The sequence below is a fragment of the Paenibacillus sp. HGH0039 genome, from assembly GCF_000411255.1.
Classification (GTDB): domain Bacteria; phylum Bacillota; class Bacilli; order Paenibacillales; family NBRC-103111; genus Paenibacillus_F.
Genome location: NZ_KE150413.1, coordinates 161131 through 178113 on the forward strand (window position 1 = coordinate 161131; position 16983 = coordinate 178113).

The 16983-nt window shown below is 56.0% G+C and carries 14 protein-coding genes; 8 read left to right on the forward strand and 6 right to left on the reverse strand.

What is annotated here, in order from left to right:
• Positions 1-147: 147 nt before the first annotated feature.
• A complete protein-coding gene (locus tag HMPREF1207_RS15040) occupies positions 148-1002 on the reverse strand; it encodes an AraC family transcriptional regulator (RefSeq protein ID WP_009675698.1) in 855 nt (284 codons plus the stop codon).
• A gap of 306 nt (positions 1003-1308) precedes the next feature.
• On the opposite strand from HMPREF1207_RS15040, the gene HMPREF1207_RS15045 reads away from it, so the two are divergent.
• Positions 1309-2076 carry an SDR family oxidoreductase gene (locus HMPREF1207_RS15045; protein WP_009675671.1) on the forward strand — a complete coding sequence of 256 codons (768 nt, stop codon included), beginning with the start codon at positions 1309-1311 and terminating at the stop codon, positions 2074-2076.
• Between the two features lie 64 nt (positions 2077-2140).
• Positions 2141-3406, forward strand: coding sequence for a glucuronate isomerase (locus HMPREF1207_RS15050; protein WP_009675706.1), 1266 nt, complete (start codon positions 2141-2143; stop codon positions 3404-3406).
• A gap of 98 nt (positions 3407-3504) precedes the next feature.
• Here the strand turns inward: HMPREF1207_RS15050 and HMPREF1207_RS15055 are convergent, their stop codons facing one another.
• The 5 genes from HMPREF1207_RS15055 to HMPREF1207_RS15075 form a co-directional block, all read right to left on the reverse strand.
• Positions 3505-3894 carry a hypothetical protein gene (locus tag HMPREF1207_RS15055; RefSeq protein WP_009675691.1) on the reverse strand — a complete coding sequence of 130 codons (390 nt, stop codon included), beginning with the start codon at positions 3892-3894 and terminating at the stop codon, positions 3505-3507.
• Positions 3895-4136: 242 nt separating this feature from the next.
• Positions 4137-4997: a sugar phosphate isomerase/epimerase family protein gene (locus tag HMPREF1207_RS15060; protein WP_009675764.1), complete on the reverse strand. Its 861-nt coding sequence runs from the start codon at positions 4995-4997 to the stop codon at positions 4137-4139.
• A gap of 213 nt (positions 4998-5210) precedes the next feature.
• The gene (locus tag HMPREF1207_RS15065) at positions 5211-6311 is read right to left on the reverse strand and encodes a Gfo/Idh/MocA family protein (protein ID WP_009675648.1); all 1101 of its coding nucleotides are present in this window, start codon (positions 6309-6311) and stop codon (positions 5211-5213) included.
• A 139-nt stretch (positions 6312-6450) separates the two neighbouring features.
• A complete protein-coding gene (locus tag HMPREF1207_RS15070) occupies positions 6451-7308 on the reverse strand; it encodes an AraC family transcriptional regulator (RefSeq protein WP_009675667.1) in 858 nt (285 codons plus the stop codon).
• 315 nt (positions 7309-7623) lie between these two features.
• The gene (locus tag HMPREF1207_RS15075) at positions 7624-8784 is read right to left on the reverse strand and encodes a Gfo/Idh/MocA family protein (protein ID WP_009675662.1); all 1161 of its coding nucleotides are present in this window, start codon (positions 8782-8784) and stop codon (positions 7624-7626) included.
• 240 nt (positions 8785-9024) lie between these two features.
• Between HMPREF1207_RS15075 and HMPREF1207_RS15080 the strand changes: the two genes are divergently transcribed.
• The 6 genes from HMPREF1207_RS15080 to HMPREF1207_RS15105 all read left to right on the forward strand — a co-directional run bounded on the left by HMPREF1207_RS15080 (position 9025) and on the right by HMPREF1207_RS15105 (position 16898).
• A complete protein-coding gene (locus tag HMPREF1207_RS15080) occupies positions 9025-10365 on the forward strand; it encodes an extracellular solute-binding protein (protein WP_009675659.1) in 1341 nt (446 codons plus the stop codon).
• Positions 10366-10486: 121 nt separating this feature from the next.
• Positions 10487-11377 carry a carbohydrate ABC transporter permease gene (locus HMPREF1207_RS15085; protein ID WP_009675755.1) on the forward strand — a complete coding sequence of 297 codons (891 nt, stop codon included), beginning with the start codon at positions 10487-10489 and terminating at the stop codon, positions 11375-11377.
• Between the two features lie 14 nt (positions 11378-11391).
• Positions 11392-12216, forward strand: coding sequence for a carbohydrate ABC transporter permease (locus tag HMPREF1207_RS15090; protein ID WP_009675707.1), 825 nt, complete (start codon positions 11392-11394; stop codon positions 12214-12216).
• Between the two features lie 54 nt (positions 12217-12270).
• Positions 12271-14520 carry a histidine kinase gene (locus HMPREF1207_RS15095; RefSeq protein WP_009675726.1) on the forward strand — a complete coding sequence of 750 codons (2250 nt, stop codon included), beginning with the start codon at positions 12271-12273 and terminating at the stop codon, positions 14518-14520.
• Positions 14517-15695 (forward strand): response regulator transcription factor, encoded by a 1179-nt coding sequence (locus HMPREF1207_RS15100; protein ID WP_009675675.1) that lies wholly within the window; start codon positions 14517-14519, stop codon positions 15693-15695. The genes HMPREF1207_RS15095 and HMPREF1207_RS15100 overlap by 4 nt, the downstream gene beginning before the upstream one ends.
• Before the next feature lie 213 nt (positions 15696-15908).
• Entirely contained in the window at positions 15909-16898 is a 990-nt protein-coding gene (locus HMPREF1207_RS15105) for a serine/threonine protein kinase (protein ID WP_009675678.1), read from the forward strand.
• The last annotated feature ends 85 nt before the right edge of the window (positions 16899-16983 follow it).

A 16983-nucleotide genomic window follows, 5' to 3' on the forward strand; every position in this document is an offset into this window, starting at 1 on the left:
AAGAGCAAGAGCAAGAGCAAGAGCAAGAGCAAGAGCAAGAGCAAACCCTTTGCCGGGGAGGTTTACCCGCCGGAACAAGAAGGCATCGCAGCAAGTAACTGCGGTGCCTTCTTGTATTTTAACGCGAAGAAGACCCTAAACGGCACCTTACTCCTTCGGATAGGTGTTCAGCACCTGTTTGCGGTATTCGTCCGCCGTCAGGCCGGTAAACTTTTTAAACGTCTGACTGAAGTGCGACAAATGCTTGAAGCCGACCTCATAGGCGGTCTCGGTGATGCTTTTTTCGGGTTCCAGGGTGAAAAGAACTTTCGCCTGGTTGATACGGCGCCGGTACAAATAATGAAACAAGGTGATACCGGTCTTTTCCTTAAATATTTTGACGAGGTAGTGCTTGTTCAAGTGGACGGCGGCGGCGATGTCATCCAGGCACAAATCCTCGGTGTAATGCGCCTCCACAAAAGAAATGAGCTGCTGCACATGCTGCTGTCTGGGTCCGGCGGGCTCGTGGCTCCGGTTACGGGGTTTGTCGGCGATTTCATACACTTGAAGCAGGATCCGCATAAAAGAAGCGAGGAACCGGTCGCGACATAAAGAATCGCTTTCTCCGGACAGGGAGCACAATTCTTCCAGCATGGGTTCCAAAATCGCCCGTTCGCCAGGCTCCAGAGAAATCAGCCGGTTATCCGTTCTTTTAAACGGGTTCAGCACCGGAGTGTGAAAGGGCGCGCGGAACAGCCCCTCGGCATAGGCCGGATCGAAGTGCACAATGGTGCGGCAGTACTCGAAAGCCGGATTGATTTTGGGATAATGCAAAGTCATACCGTTCATCAGAAGAAGATCGCCCGGGGAAAGATTGTAAATCCGGTCCCCGACCAGGTAGCTGCATTGCCCGCTGTGAAAATAATAAAGCTCATAATAAAGATGGGAATGGAAGCCGGCGGGAATGCGGGATGTGTTATACAGGGCTTCTATCGGCCTCGTAAAGGTTTCCATCAGGCTCATAAGGCTGTCCTCCGGGTTTGCGGGTATCTGTTCAGTCAGTTAATTAATCAACCTAATCTTATACAGAGTTTAGCATGCCCTCTCCGAAAATCACACCAACCAGATATAAATAAGTAAAGGCAGGTGCATAACGAGAAGAAAGCGTTCTACAGCATCTCATGGTACGGTAGAAGCAGATCAATAAAGCGAATCCGTTTGTCTCACTAAAAGGCCCGGCTTATGCGTGGGAGAAGATAGTTAATGTCCTTATTATATGTAATCGGACAATCCGTCATAGCCGGAGCACCCCAAAGGAGTCACACTCATATGAACTTATTCGATTTAACGGGCAAAACGGCTGTCGTCATCGGCGGCAACAGCACGCTGGGCGGGGAGATGGCGGCCGGACTGGCGGGACACGGAGCGCAGGTGGCCGTTGTGGGCCGCAATCCGGATACCTCCGCTGCGGTCCGCGACCGCATAGAGCAAGGGGGCGGCGAGGCCCGCTGCTTCCAGGCGGACGCGACGTCCTCGGCGGATTTGCGGCGTGTCCTGGATGAAGTGCTGGACTGGACGGGCAGAGTGGATATCCTGCTCAACTGTCCGGGCAAAAACAGCGCGACTCCTTTTTTCCAGATCACGGAAGAGGAATGGGACAGCATCATGAACGTCAATCTGAAAAGCGTCATGCTGGCCTGCCAGGTCTTCGGCAAATATATGGTGGAAAGCGGTCGCGGCGGCAGCATCATCAACATTTCGAGCGTATCGGCCGATCCGCCGTTGTCGAAGGTGTTCACCTATTCCGCCTCAAAGGCCGGTGTGAACAACGTGACCCAATATTTGGCAAGGGAGTTCGCTCCGGCCGGAGTGCGCGTGAATGCGATCGTACCGGGATTTTTCCCGGCGGAACAGAACCGCAAAATTCTTTCGGAGGAGCGGATTTCCTCCATTATGAACCATACGCCGATGAACCGGTTCGGTGAAGCGCGCGAGCTTCAAGGCGCCGCCGTGTACTTGGCCTCATCCGCGGCCTCGGGGTTCGTAACCGGCTCTATCCTGCGGGTCGACGGGGGATTCGGGGCCATGACGATTTAGAACATAGCGCTTCTTGTCGGGACTTTTTTTTGCGAAATCTACCCCTATCAAAGGATGTGGAACCATGAAGGCACAAACGATCCAAAACGCGGCGGAGCTGAGAAGAATCGTCGGGAGGCTGGCCGCCTCCACCTCGGTCACCGATATGCATACCCATATGTATTCTGCGGATTTTGAAGACTCTCTGCTCTGGGGAATCGATGAATTGCTGACTTATCACTATCTCATTTCGGAGTCCTTCCGTTGGTCGGAAGATTCATACGAGGCTTTCTGGACGATGTCGAAAAGGGAACAGGCGGATACCATCTGGAAAAAGCTGTTCGTCGATCATTCTCCGGTGAGCGAGGCCGCAAGCGGACTGATCACGATTTTGAACCGGCTCGGACTGGATGTTTCCAGCCGTAACCTGGAAGAATACCGCCGCAACCTGGCAGGTCGGGATTTGCGCGGACAGCTCGACACGGTCATGAAGCTCGCCAAGGTGGAGCACATCGTCATGACGAACGACCCGTTCGATGCGGCCGAGCGAACGGTGTGGCTGGACCGCGGAGGCAATACGGATCCGCGTTTCTCCGCGGCTCTGCGTGTAGATGCGCTGCTGAACAACTGGCCGCAGGCAGTGGGCGAGCTGAAGCAGCTCGGATACCGCGTGGAGGAGGCATGGACGGAGGAGACGCGCGGGGAAGTCCGCCGCTTCCTGTCGGAATGGATCCGGCGGATGGATGCGCTATATCTGGCGGTCTCCATGCCGGGGGATTTCGTGTATCCGTCGGACGATCACCGCAGCCGGATGATTGACGAAGCGATGATCCCGGTGTGCCGTGAGTACGGCATTCCTTTTGCGCTCATGATCGGAGTGCGGCGCTCGGTCAATCCGGGCCTCCGTCTGGCGGGCGACATGAGCATGCACTCGGACGTGACCGCGGTGGAAGCCCTCTGCCGGCGCTATCCGGACCAGAAATTCCTGGTCACGATGCTGGCCCGCGAAAATCAGCATGAGCTTGCGGTGCTTGCGCGCAAATTCCGCAATCTGATGATTTTCGGCTGCTGGTGGTTCCTTCACGTGGAATCCATCGTGGAGGAGATGACCCGCTTCCGGGTGGAGCTTCTCGGAACCTCCGTCATCCCGCAGCACTCGGACTGCCGCGTTCTCGAGCAGCTTATTTACAAGTGGGAACACTCCCGCTCCATCATCGGCCGGGTGCTTGCGGACAAGTACGAAAAGCTGCACGGCAGCGGCTGGTACGTGACGGAGGAAGAGATACAGCGCGACTTCGATGACCTGTATCATCGCAATTTCTGGCGGTTTTTGGGCAGAGAGGCGAGGTAGGAGGAGAGAGGTGACGCGCGGGTTTGGCGCTGGAAAATGAAGAAAAGGCGGTCTTCCTTGTTAGTTAGCTAACAAAGGGGACGCCTTTTTTAAAAATTTTAGGATTCGAACAAATTCTTAAGCAGATTATGAAGCTGTTCGGAAGGAAGTATATATACGTTTCCGATGTGGCTATCCGTAAAGCCGAACTTCAGTTGATCGCCTTCATATAAATTGGCTGAATATCTAAAACCTGTTCTCGCTTCCTGATTTGGATCGGGGGTTATCTCTATAATGCGGGCTTCATTGATCCATTTTCGGAGAATTTCTTTCTCCTTAAATGTTTTCAGTTCGCCGGTGGCGCCGTTGCGGATATCGATCCGATCGATTTTGCCCCAATCGGTTTGGTAAAAATCTGCTAATGGTTTTGGAGCCGGTTCGGCTTCCGGGCGGCTTTCGCATCCTGCCGCGGATAAAATCAGCACGATTAATAAGAAAATTCTCTTCACGGGCGTCCTCCCAAGTAAGATTTTGAATGGCACTGAATTGTACGGGGATGACATCACACGAGGAACCGAAGTATCTCTATTGTACATGGATAATAATGGAATTTAAATAGTGTGGATAAATAGAGTGGGGGGGCGGTCTGCAAGAAAAAGAGTCGCATGTTTTCCCACTCCCCTCGCCCCCCCCGAAACAGAAAAACCAGCCGAAAAAAAACGGCTGGTTTTTCATTGCTCGAACGGCGTCTCTATGCCTCGGAAGGCTGCATCAGCCCGTTCATAAAAGCGCTGAACTTCTTCAGCATCTCCGGGCCCGGCAGCTCGCCGCTGAAATCTTCGACGCCCAGCCAGCCCGTGTAGCCGACCGCCCGGAGGTCCGCGACGACCTGCCGCCAGTCGGCCATTCCCCGGTTCATGGGGCGGGCGGAAGAAACCCAGCGGGTCATGCCGTTCTCATCGGCACCCGGCGCCCAGCCCCCGTTCTTGACGTGCACGTGAGCGAGATAAGGGCCGAGAATTTCCATCCCCATCCGGTAATTCTCGAAGCCTTCGTAGACCATGTTGCCGGGGTCGTACAGCACGCCGATATGCTCGGGCTGCAGCCCTTCCACGAGGCGGTAGGCGGCGGAGGCGCTCGGCGCAATCGTGACGTGGTGCGTCTCGACAAGCCCTTTCACGCCGTACTGCCGACACAAGGCTTCCGCCTCGCGCAGATAGGCTCGCTGCAGTTCGAACAGCTCGCGGAAGTTACGCGTCCGGTCATAGCGGTGCACGCCGAGCCGGATGAAGGAAGCGCCGAGCCGCCGGGCGGCGTCAAGCACGCGCTCCGTGCCTTCCAGATCGCCGGCGCCCAGGTAAGGCGTCACGCTGAGGGAACGCAGCCCGTAACGCGCGGCGGCGTCTCGAAAGCGGCTCAGCTCGGCATCGTCCCACTCCGGCGGGATGGAGCAGAGATTGTTGCGCCAAAAGGACGGCGTTTCACCGGCCATCTCGGGCGGAATCTCTTTGTATCGCCATTCGATACCGGAGATTCCGGCTTCTTTGGCAGCGGCGGCAAGCTGCTCCGGGGACAGCTCGGGTGTAGCGACGGTAAACACGGACAGTTTCATTCGGTAGGACACCTCCGGTCGGATAGGTTGGTTATGTGTAAATCGCCATACCGCGTTCAGCTAACAGCGCTCGACGAGGTATCTCATGACTGTGGTCGGGAGTTTATAGGGCTGAGGGTTACCTAGTCCAGTCAAACTCTGAATGCCCAAAACATTAACCCGGGAATCAGACAGCGAGTGCTAAATCCATTGTCAGGCAGCCCAGATCATCAGTTAAGGTCCCCAAGTGTTTGAAGTGGGAAATTCGGCCCTGACCGCGTCTCGCTGGGCAAACAGGCAGAGCTCGGCCGCTTTGAAAATATGCTCCTGGGTCATCGCATGCTCCGTGCGGTTCAGGCAGTCAAGAATCAGCTCCCCGAAGAACGGATAGCCGACTTTCCCGCTCAGCTCAAGCCGGCGCTCGCCCTCGCCGTTCACGAGGTACAGGTTGTCGCCCTGCGCGCTGCGGGCGATATCGACGTATTTCCTCAGCTCGATGTAGCCGTCCGTGCCGAGGAGGACGGTGCGGCCGTCACCCCAGGTGGACAGGCCGTCCGGCGTCAACCAATCGACGCGGAAATACTGGGTCGCCCCGTTGTCTCCGAGCAGGGTCGCGTCGCCGAAATCCTCCAGCTCCGGATACTGCCGGTTGTTGTAGTTGGCGACCTTGCTGTGCAGCACCTGTGCATCCCGGCAGCCGGCAAAGAACAGAAACTGTTCGATCTGGTGGCTGCCGATATCGCACAGGATGCCGCCGTACTTGGCCCGCTCGAAGAACCAGCCGGGCCGCGAAGCGGCGTTAAGCCGGTGCGGGCCGAGGCCGAGCACCTGCACGACGCGCCCGATCGCTCCGTCGCGAATGAGCTGCCCCGCGAAGACGGCGCTCTCGACATGCAGCCGCTCGCTGAAATAGACCGCGTATTTGCGGCCGGTCTCGGCTGCCGTTTTTTTGGCCGATTGAAGCTGGTCCAGCGCGGTAAACGGCGTTTTGTCGGTGAAGTAGTCCTTGCCGCTGCGCATGACTTTCTCGCCGAGGGGCCCGCGGTCGCACGGAATGGCGGCGGCAGCTACGAGCTTTACTTCTTCGTCCTGCAAAATCTCTTCCAGCGACGTGGCGGGGCGTACGCCGGGATAGGCCGCGAGGAAAGCTTTTACTTTTACCGGGTCGGGGTCGTAGACCCATTTCAGCTCGCCCCCGGCTTCACGCAGTCCGTTGCACATGCCGTAAATATGGCCGTGCTCCAATCCCGCAGCGGCGAAAATAAAGTCGCCCCGCGTGACGACCGGCGCCGGTTTTCCTTCGGGAGCGTAGTTCATGCCGTCTTTTTTGTGCAAAAGAAACCCTTCCTTTCATGGCTATGGCCTGTGCTGGCGCAGACCAAGTCCGGTTCGCGGTTTATTTGCCGAACCGGTTGGTGTGAATCCCCCGACTGTGTGAACCCTTCTCAAATGAGGCCAATCCGGAGGCCGACCGTTAAGAAGAAAGCTGCTCGCGGACGGTTTTCTTGTATTTTTCCGGCGTCAGTCCGACCTGCTGCTTAAACAAGCGGCTGAAATGGGCGAGATGCTTGAAGCCGACCTGCAGGCACACATCGGTAACGGAGTGGCCGGGATTGTGCAGGAACAACGTTTTGGCCTCGTTGATTCTGCGGCGGTATACGAACTGAAAAATAGTCAGTCCCGTGATTTCCTTAAATATTTTAGATAAATAAAATTTACTGAAGTTTAGGTGCTCCTGAAGATGCTCCAAGTGCAGATCGTCCGCAAAGTGCTCTTCAAGAAAGCTGACGATACGCTGGACGTGTTTTTCTTTCTCGGAAGAGAATTCACGCCCCGCACGCAGCGTCCGCTGACACTGCTCGTGAATAAAATACAGCAGGTCCAGGAATGAGAGGTGGAGGCGGTTGTAGGCGGTCAAACCGTCCTTCTTGCAGTGGACGCTCATTTCGTGCAGGATGCGCTCCGCTTCCTCCTTTTCGGGGCCGCGAAGAGTGAGGCGGCAGTTTTTTAATTCCTGAAAAGGTTGGAGAACATTGACCGCATGAGGCAGCTCAAGATACGGCTTAAGCCCCGCCGGCTCAAAATGCACGGTCGTCCGGATATAAGGGACGGCGGTGTCGACCTTGGGGCAGTGGAGCGTCATGCCGTTCATGAGGATGAGATCCCCGGGCTGAAGCATATAGATGTTGCCGCCGATCAGATAATTGCAGCTTCCGCCGTGGAAATAATAAATTTCATAATACGCATGGGAGTGAAAAACGGAATCGACCTTCCCCTCGTTGCGGTAGCTCAGGCCGAGCATATCTTCGCGGTCGTGCAGGTTCATGAACATGCGGGAGAGCACCACGCTTTATCGGGATGTAAGGGCCGCCCGGAAGCGGCCTTTCTGTCTTCAGTGTAGCATGGAAGCGCTTCCTGTTTCTATTCGCAGACAATGTGTGTCCAGAGCTTCGTACGTTTGCGGCACATGGTGTGACTATGGAGCGCCGTCCTTTGTGACGGCGGTCAATCACAGGGCACGAGACAAGTGTCCGCAGCCGCACCGCACCGCGCATCACGGCAGTTCGCTATGAATCCCACAGACGGAGGCGGGCTCCTTGTGCCGGTACTTCATAGATGAACTCTGCTCTTCATCGTCCTCTTCCTGTCAGTAAGAACCTGTCGTATCGAGCGTCTTCTCCTCCGCATTTTTCACGGCTCCGGAAGCCTGTATTTTCTGCTGGAGCAGCCCGTAGAACCGGTCTTCGTCCAACGGCAGCTCCGCCCATTCGTCCGTCCACGCGGACAGCAGCATGGCGTTCGAGAGCGTGAGCCCCTTCAGGCCCTCTTCGCCCGGAGCGATCAGGGGAGTGCCGTGAAGAATGCCGTTCACCCAATCCTGGGTGATGAGGTGGTGCTGCCCGCGTTCGCCTCCGACGGGAATGTCGATTTTCCACACCTCCGGCTCCCCGAAGCCGCCCTTATAGGTACGGTTGAATTCCGTCTCCGACTGCCGCAGCCGGTAGAAGGTCAGCTTGTCGTTTTCGATGACCATTCTTCCCAGGTCACCCACCACTTCAAGCCGGTTCGTACCCGGCGTTTCGCAGGCGGACGTGATAAATACGCCCGTCGTTCCGTTCTCGTACTCCGCGTAGGCGGTCACTTCGTTCTCGACCTCGATGTCCCGGTGCTTGCCGAAAGCGCAGAAGGCGCGCAGCCGCTTGGGCATCATGCCAGTCACCCACTGCCACAGGTCGAGCTGATGAGGCGACTGGTTGATAAGCACCCCGCCGCCTTCTCCGGCCCATGTGGCGCGCCATCCGCCGGAATCATAGTAGCTCTGGGACCGGTACCAGAGGGTGATGATCCAATTGATCCGGCGGATTTCACCGAGCTCGCCCTGCCTGATCAGCTCCCGGAGCTTCTTGTAAAGCGGCTGCGTGCGCTGGTTGTACATGATGCCGAACACTTTGCCGGACGCCGCGGCCGCTTCGTTCATTTCGCGGACCTGCTTCGTGTAGACGCCGGCCGGCTTCTCCGTCAGCACGTGCAGACCGTGCCGGAAAGCCGCGACGGCTTCCGCCGGGTGGCCGTAATGCGGCGTGCAGACGATCACGCCGTCGATTGTGCCGGAAGCGTACATTTCTTCGATCCCGGTGAAGCGCGCCACGGCGTTCCCGAATTCCCGGGCCGCCCATTCCAGCCGCTCGGTACGCGGGTCGCACACGGCGGCCAACACCCCGCCTTTTACTTTGTTCTCAATCAAATATTTCGCGTGCGCCGAACCCATGTTACCTAATCCGATGATTCCGATACGGACAACTTCCATCTGTATAACCATCCTCCCCGGCATAGATCAAGGCCGTTTTGTATTAGTTTAGCACGGCTGTGACGGGGAACGTTTTACTGCGCTTTGCCAGTTGGCCGGAGGATTTGACTCTGGTTGTTCAGTTGAAAAAGTTAACAATCTTGAAAAAGTAAACCACAAACCTTAATTTCTTGCATTGTTGAAAGCGCTCCAAACGATGATAATAAACTTACATTTCGAACTTAATGGGGGTCAGGAAAAATGGGCAGAAAAACAGCTCGCATCTCCGCCGCGGCTCTGGCCGGTGTCTTGGCGGTCGGCTTGGCGGCTTGCGGACGCGCCGATCAATCCGCGGGTACGAACACGCAGGATACGAATACGGGATCAAAGGGAGGGGACAAGAAAGTCACCATCACATTCCAGAACATTTACCCTGATCCGACGACGCCTACGTACAAAATGCTTCATAAAATTGTGGAACAGTATGAGAAGGAAAACCCCAATATTCATATCGAGCTTGATTCCATGAACACCGACCAGCAGAAAATGAAGCTGAAAACCCAGGCCGCTTCCAAAGAGATCCCGGACATCACGATCGTGAACCCGGCGGCCCAGATGAAGCCTTTCGTCGATGCCGGGCTTCTCGCTCCGCTGAACGACATGCTGGACAAGAACGGTCTGAAAGGGACTTACCAGGACGGGCTGCTCGATTACTACAGCTTTAACAACAACGTGTACGCCCTGCCGGACGGCAATAACATTCAGGTCGTTTACTATAACAAGGACTTGTTCGCCCAGGCAGGCATCAAAGATACGCCGAAAACGTTCGAGGAACTGCTGGAAGACGTGAAGCTGCTGAAATCCAAAGGCATTACTCCGATCGCCATCGGGGAGAAAGATTCATGGACAGGTTCGTTCCTGTTTATGAATATGCTGCTCCGCACAAACGGCGGTCCGGGCTTCCTCCAGGACGTGCTCGACAAGAAGAAGACGTTCAACGATCCGGCGTTCACGGAGGCCGTTTCGAAGTTCCAGGAGCTGGTGCAGGCCGGCGCCTTTAACGAAGGCGCGACGTCCGTCGACTATAATGCGGGCGGCAACATTTTCAAAACGGGCAAAGCGGCCATGCACATTATAGGTACATGGGAAACGGGCGCTATCGACGCTTCTTCCGTGGGCGGCAAGGTCGGCGTGTTCCAGTTCCCGACGGTAGGCGGCAAGGGCGACGTGAACCAGTACATGATCGCACCGGGCAGCGCCTTCGCCATTTCGGCCAACAGCAAGCATCTGCAGGAGACGAAGGACTTCCTGAACTACTTCACGCTGAATCTGCCGAAAGTCCAGTTCGAGCTGAAGAACGCCGTGGGCATCGGGCAGAAGGTAGAGGGGGATTTTAAAGCCGCGGGTTACTCCGATCTGGCGATTTCCATCCTCGATCTGTTCAAAAACGTCAAAGGCGGCGACCTCGCGTTCGACAACACGATGAACCCGGCCACCGCTCAAGTCCACCTGGGCAGCATCCAGAACCTGTTCATCCAGAAGGCCGATCCGAAACAGGTCGCACAGGAACATCAGAGCGCTTTCGAGGCCAACATCAAATAAAACGAGGCATTGGGATGGAGGGGTTCGGACCGGACCCCTTTTTCATCGACATTTTTTTTGCAAGGGCCGCAGCGGAGAGAGAAAGAGCAAGCGGCCGTTTGTCTACTGGAGGCGTACTAGAATGAATGTGTTAAAAGTACCTGCGCGAACCGTCGCCGTCTTCGTGCTTCCAAGCCTGCTGCTGTACGTCTGCATGGTGTTCGTTCCTATCCTGGTCTCGTTCTATACCGGTCTGCTGGACTGGAACGGCATATCCGGCTCCAAATTCGTGGGCCTGGCCAACTTCAAGACGATGTTTTTCGACGACCCGGTCTTCTGGCCGTCTGTCCGCCGGACGCTGCTTTACGCGGTCTTTTCCATGATCGAGATTCCGATTTGCCTGATGGTGGCGATTTTGCTGAACCGGTACGTGAAGAAAGCCAACTCACTCGTATCGATCTACTTTTTGCCGGTTATTTTGTCGGTCGTCATTATCGGGCAGCTCTGGAAAACCGTCTACAACCCGGCTTCGATGGGCGGGATGATCAACGGGATGCTGACCGCGTTCGGCTTGACCGAATGGACGCACAGCTGGCTGACCGAGCCCAACATTGCCATGTTCTGTCTGTACATCGTGTCTCTGTGGCAGTATTTCGGCTACCATCTGCTGATCCAGTTCACCGGGGTGCAGAACATTCCGGCCGAGATCTACGAGGCGGCCCGCATCGACGGCGCGGAAGGCTTCACGGCCGACCGCTACATCACGTTCCCGATGATCGTGCCCATTCTGAAAATCTCGCTCGTGCTCGCTTTTATCGGCTCCCTACAGGCGTTCGATCTCGTGATGGTCATGACGGGCGGGGGGCCCGCACACTCTACGGACGTCATCTCGACGCATATGTACAACATGTCGTTCCTGTCCCAGAAATACGGGTACGGCAGTGCGATTGCCACCTTCCTGGTCATCCTGTGCCTGGCGTTTACGGTGCTGATTAACGTAGTTTTCAAACGTCTGGAAAATAAGGTAAGCTAGGAGGAGGAACGCCTGTGAAATCCGTCAAAAAAGGAATCGTCTATGCGCTTTTCGCGATTCTGATCGTCACTCAGATGTATCCTCTTCTCTGGCTGCTTACGTACTCCCTGAAGACCAACGAAGAGATTCTCGGCAGCAGCTTTTTCTCCCTGCCCGCATCGCCGAGGTGGGGCAACTACAAAGAAGCGTACGAAGCGGGACACTATCTGCAGTATTTGTTCAACAGCGTGTTCGTCACCGTCGTTACGATGGTTTGCGTCATTCTGCTGAGCTCCATGGCGGCCTACGCCATTTCACGGTTCCGCTGGAAGCTGGCCCCCGCGGTCATGCTCGTTTTCCTGATCGGGCTGATGATTCCGCTGCAGGCTACGCTGCTGCCTCTAATGATTATTTTCAAAAACATGAGCATACTCAACACGCACTTGTCCCTGATTCTGCCCTACATCGCGTTCCAGACGCCGGTTGCCGTCTTTATCCTGAGCGGCTTTATGAGATCCGTTCCGCACGAAATCGAAGAGTCCGCTTACATGGACGGGGCGAGCGTGTATCGCATTTTCCGGAGCATCATCCTCCCGATTTCCGTTCCGCCGGTCATGACGGTCTGCATTCTGACGTTCATCAACATCTGGAACGAATACATCCTGGCGGCGACTTTCATCTCCTCGGAGAAGTTGAAGACGCTTCCGTTCGGCGTGTACACCTTTGTGAGCCAGTATTCCGTCAACTACGGCAACATCGGGGCTTTTCTCGTCATGGGGGCGGTGCCCGTCATACTCCTTTATTTCATTCTTTCGGAAAAAATCACGAAGGGTATGGTTGCCGGGGCGGTAAAAGGGTAGGCGCCGCACGGACGGCATGGGGAACCGGGCGAAACAACGAAAGGGGACGAATCCTTGAGACGCGGCTTCCAATCCATCCACCACCGGTTGTTTTTTCTGTTCCTGTTCTGCATGTCCGGTATTCTGATCATCATCTCCCTACTGTTCTACAGCCGCACGACCGAGCAGTTTCAGACGAAGATCAGCGACCTTTCCCGGAAAAACGTCTCGCAGACCGTCGACCTCTTCGACCTGCTGCTCAAAGGCTACGACAGCTTGTCCAAAACGATCGGCAACAATTTCGATCTGGTCCGTCTGCTGACGGAATCGCCGCAAGAGCCTGCGCTCGATTATATTAACACTCGCTCCGTCACTAACATGATCGGGGCGATTTTCTACTCCCGGGAAGATTTGATCGGCATCCACGTCATCATGGACAAAGGAAAGATCTACAACTACGGCAACTACATGAATGTGGTCGATCCCGAATACCGCAGTTCCGACTGGTACCGGGACGTCCGTCAATCTTCGGGCAAAATGGTCTGGCTGGGCGTGTTTCCGCACTCCCTGATCGACCAGAACGAGAAACGGACCGTGTTTGCCTTCGGCCGCCAGATTTACGATCTCAACGAGCATAAGCCGATCGGGATTGTGCTTTACGAAGCGAATCCGCAGGCGATTTTGTCCGCATTGAATAATTTGAAGCTCAGCGAACACAGCGAGGTGTATCTCGTCTCGGACAAGGGGCGTTTCGTGTCTTCCACGGCTTCGGCCGAATCGCTGCCTTCTCTCCAAGATGTCCCTCTGCCGGACGATTCCCAGGAAATGACCGTCGATCAGAAGAACGGGCGGCTGGCGGTAGCTTCCAAGCTGCCTTTTGCCGACTGGCTGGTGGTCAGCCTTACGCCCTACAAAGACCTGAACGTCGAACTCGTGCAGATGCAGCGTTATATTATTCTGATCGGAACGATTCTCGTTCTTGTCTCGGCTTTTATCGCGTCCATCGTATCCAAACGGATTTCGATGCCGCTCATCCGGCTGATCCGGCAGATGAAGCAGGTGGAGCAGGGCAACTTCAAAGGAATCGTGAATGTGACGTCCTACCGGGAGATCAACATTCTGGTCGGATCGTTCAATCATATGGTGAACCGGATCGAGGAGCTTATCGAACGGGTGAAGATTTCATCGGTCAGCGAAAAGAACGCGGAACTTCATGCACTCCAGTCCCAGGTCAATCCCCACTTCCTGTACAATACGCTGGATATGATTTATTGGATGCTGGACGAGAAAGGCAACGACAAGCTGGGTGAAGTCGTGCTTTCGCTCTCTCATATGTTCCGCTACAGCAGCCAATGGGAAGAAGGGGCGGAGGTTACGCTGCGGGAAGAATTCCGGCAGATTCACCACTATCTGACCATTATTCTCATCCGGCTCGAAGGCCGTCTGGAGGTGGAGCTGAAGACGGATGAACGGTACATGGACATCCGTATCCCGAAGATGACGCTCCAGCCCATTATCGAGAATGCCGTGAAGCACGGCCTGGAGCCGCTTAACCGTCGGGGGATGCTCACCATCTCGACGTTTGCGGACGGCCGGGAGCTGGCGATCCGAATCGAGGACAACGGTGTCGGCATCGAAGAGGAGAAGCTGCGCGGGCTGCGCGAGTCGCTGTACGGCGAGTGCACCGCAGGAGGCAGGCGGAGCGGGGGAGGGGCGCCGGGCGCTGCGGAGAGCGCGGACCGTCCGGGCGCAGGCGGCGGTGCAGCGCAAGCGGACGCGGCCGCTGCGGCAGGTGAGCCGGGCGGCCGGGAAGACGCCGGTACCGGCGATGGCGCAGCCTTTGAGGCATCCCCCGTCCCGGGTGCCGGAGCGGCCTGGGGCGCCGGCGCAGCAGACTCGGGCAGCGGCGCGAGGGCTGCCTTCGATGCATCCCTTGCCCGGGATACCGGAGCGAACTACGGTGCCGACACAGCCTCCTCGGGTACCGTCGATGGCGTGTCCTTCGGAGCATCCGCCACTTCAGGCGCCGGTGCGTCCGCCTGCGGAACTGTCGCTGCCGCCGGTGTTTCCTCCGGCCCGGCGCAGGCTCCGGCACATGCCGGTCCCCCGGTCCTTGCGCCCGGTGCGAGCTTCCCTCCCCGGCCGGACATAAGCCGCAGTGAGGAAGATGCGTCGTCCCAGGGAGGCATCGGACTGCAAAATCTGCACCGGCGCGTGCAGCACATGTACGGCGAAGCATACGGCGTCACCGTTGAAAGTTCAGCGGGCGAGGGGACGACCGTCATCGTGCGGGTCCCGCTTCCGAAGGAGGAGAGAAACGTATGAATATACTGGTTGCGGACGATGAAAGCGTCATCCGGGAAGGGGTCAAGCGCACCATCGAGCACGCCTATCCCGGGTACGGCGTTTTCTTGGCGGCTTCTACCGAGGAAGCGGTTAAGATCCTCAGCGGACAGCACGTAGACATCGTGCTTACCGATATTATTATGCCGGGCATGACCGGCCTCGAATTTATGCGGATTTCGAAGCGGAAGCATCCGGCCATCAAGTGGGTCGTCATTTCCGCCCACTCCGAATTCGCTTACGCGCAGGAGGCGGTCCGGCTCGGCGCCCGCGACTATCTTCTGAAACCGATCGGCAAGCCTAAGCTGATCGAGTTGATCGAGAGCCTCACCGGCGAGATCAGACGCGAAAACCTTCAAAGCAAAGAGAGCGTAAGGCTGAAGTCGAGCTTGAAATATTTGCGCGAAGCGGTTTTTCTACGGCTGGCGGCAGGGCTGGATACCGGCAACCTCGATATCCAGTCGTTCGTGGAGGATTTCCCGGACTATTACCTCGTGTTCGTTCAAATGGATGCGGGGAGCAAGAGCGTTCATCTGGAGCATTTTATCGTGGAAAATGTCCTCTCCGAGATGATCGAGACGCATGGCCAGGGGTTTGTCGTCAGCTACGACCGCCAGAGCCTGCTCGGTCTCGTGGCGCTGAACGACGGAATCCGGATCGATACCCTGCTGGACGCGCTGAAAAGTCATCTCAAGCACTATCTGAAGGTACCGTTCCAGATTTTGAACTCGGGACTGCTTCATGATTTTAAAAGCGTACCGCAAACCGTCACCCGGCTGAGGCAGGCTTCCGCTGCGGTTGAGTACGACAGCATCAAAGTAAGCGGGGACAAATCCATCGAGGTTGCGCTTCAATACATCAAGGCGCATTATTCCGAGGACTTGTCCCTGGAGAAGATGGCTTCCGTCGTCTTCCTGAACCCGGTCTATTTCAGCCAGTTGTTCAAGCAGAAGACCGGCCAGGGCTACAAGGAGTATGTAACGGGCCTGCGGCTGGATCAGGCCAAGCAGCTTTTGTGCAACCCGCAGCTGAAACTGGCGGAAATCGCCGAGCGGGTGGGCTACCAGGATGTGCGGCATTTTACGCAGGTGTTCCGCAAGAAATTTATGCAGACGCCTACGGAATACCGGCAGGAGCATCATGTGACGGTGGTATGAGCGGGGATTGCTGGGTTGAACGCAGCTCCGGACTTTACACGATCTAACGGGTTCCCTTCTTCCGGAGGGAGCCTTTTTATGTAGATAGCTCTTTTAACAAAATTAGTATTATCCAGATGGTGGGCTATATGTTAATATGAGCATATTATTTGAGACTTTATGGAATCGATTAGAATGCCGCCGTTTTGGCAGGGGAGCGAGGAAGCGGGGAGTATGTCGGTAAGAATTGATTGCGGGCTGGCGTCGAAGACATTCCTTCACGACGGAGCCTACCGGATTGGTAGGGTACTTGCTTGCAGCGAGTTGTCCATTGTCTATGCGGCACGAGAAACCGGAACAGGCGAAGCGTGCGTCGTAAAAGAATTTTTCCCTAAAAGTTTGGCTTTGAGGGATGTGGACGGAAGGTCCGTGCTGTGCCGGACTCCTTCTCTAAGAAGCAAATACGAGACATTGAAGTCCGTCTTTTTGAATGAAGCGGTGATTCTGGGGCACTTGCGGCACCCGAACGTTGTGAGGCTTACCGAACATGTGGAGGAAAACGGGACGGCCTATATCATTCTCGAACGCTGCCGCGGAATGTCATTGGAACGCTGTATCCGTAAAAACCGTTTACGCTCGAAAAGCCGATTTTATGCAACGACGGTGCCCAGTCTCCTAGATGCTCTTGAGTATATTCACGAGCAGGGCGTGCTGCACCGCGATATCAAACCTTCCAATATTATCGTCGGCCCGGACGGTCAGGCTAAGCTGCTTGATTTCGGATCGGCCGTCCACTCGCTGAGTGAGGACAAGCCTATTTTTACATCGGCGGGATATTCTCCTTTGGAGTTTTATTCGGCCGCATCCCGCCAAGGTCCTTTCTCCGACCTGTATAGCACGGGTGCGACTCTGTATTACTGCCTGTGCGGAGAAGCACCGGTCGAGGCTAGCCGGAGATTGTTCCATGACCCGGTTGAACAAGTTTTACGTAAGCGGGGCGGTAGAGTGACGCCTTTGCTGTCCCGCCGCATTATGAACTGCTTGTCCATGGATGCCGGACAGAGGGGGAGCTTGCAGCGTTTGAGAACCGCGTTAAAAGCGGAGTCGCTTTTGTGGAAAGCGGTAGAGGGTTTGCGTGCAAACTTTCGCCCCGGGCGAAAGTCCCCGCCGGGAGACGCTGCCGCCTCCGGTAAGAAGAAGGATCTGGTTAAGTCAGAAATCTAGTTCTTCTTAACACCCGCCTGGCTTCATCAATGAAAGCCGATTCTCGTGACTCGCAGCCTGCTCCCTAATTTATAGAAGCGCAAAC

What these genes read in the sequence shown, in the direction of transcription:
- HMPREF1207_RS15040 (WP_009675698.1), bottom strand. Translation starts at nt 1,002, where the DNA reads ATGAGCCTGATGGAAACCTTTACGAGGCCGATAGAAGCCCTGTATAAC.
- HMPREF1207_RS15045 (WP_009675671.1), top strand. Translation starts at nt 1,309, where the DNA reads ATGAACTTATTCGATTTAACGGGCAAAACGGCTGTCGTCATCGGCGGC.
- HMPREF1207_RS15050 (WP_009675706.1), top strand. Translation starts at nt 2,141, where the DNA reads ATGAAGGCACAAACGATCCAAAACGCGGCGGAGCTGAGAAGAATCGTC.
- HMPREF1207_RS15060 (WP_009675764.1), bottom strand. Translation starts at nt 4,997, where the DNA reads ATGAAACTGTCCGTGTTTACCGTCGCTACACCCGAGCTGTCCCCGGAG.
- HMPREF1207_RS15070 (WP_009675667.1), bottom strand. Translation starts at nt 7,308, where the DNA reads ATGTTCATGAACCTGCACGACCGCGAAGATATGCTCGGCCTGAGCTAC.
- HMPREF1207_RS15075 (WP_009675662.1), bottom strand. Translation starts at nt 8,784, where the DNA reads ATGGAAGTTGTCCGTATCGGAATCATCGGATTAGGTAACATGGGTTCG.
- HMPREF1207_RS15080 (WP_009675659.1), top strand. Translation starts at nt 9,025, where the DNA reads ATGGGCAGAAAAACAGCTCGCATCTCCGCCGCGGCTCTGGCCGGTGTC.
- HMPREF1207_RS15085 (WP_009675755.1), top strand. Translation starts at nt 10,487, where the DNA reads ATGAATGTGTTAAAAGTACCTGCGCGAACCGTCGCCGTCTTCGTGCTT.
- HMPREF1207_RS15100 (WP_009675675.1), top strand. Translation starts at nt 14,517, where the DNA reads ATGAATATACTGGTTGCGGACGATGAAAGCGTCATCCGGGAAGGGGTC.
- HMPREF1207_RS15105 (WP_009675678.1), top strand. Translation starts at nt 15,909, where the DNA reads ATGTCGGTAAGAATTGATTGCGGGCTGGCGTCGAAGACATTCCTTCAC.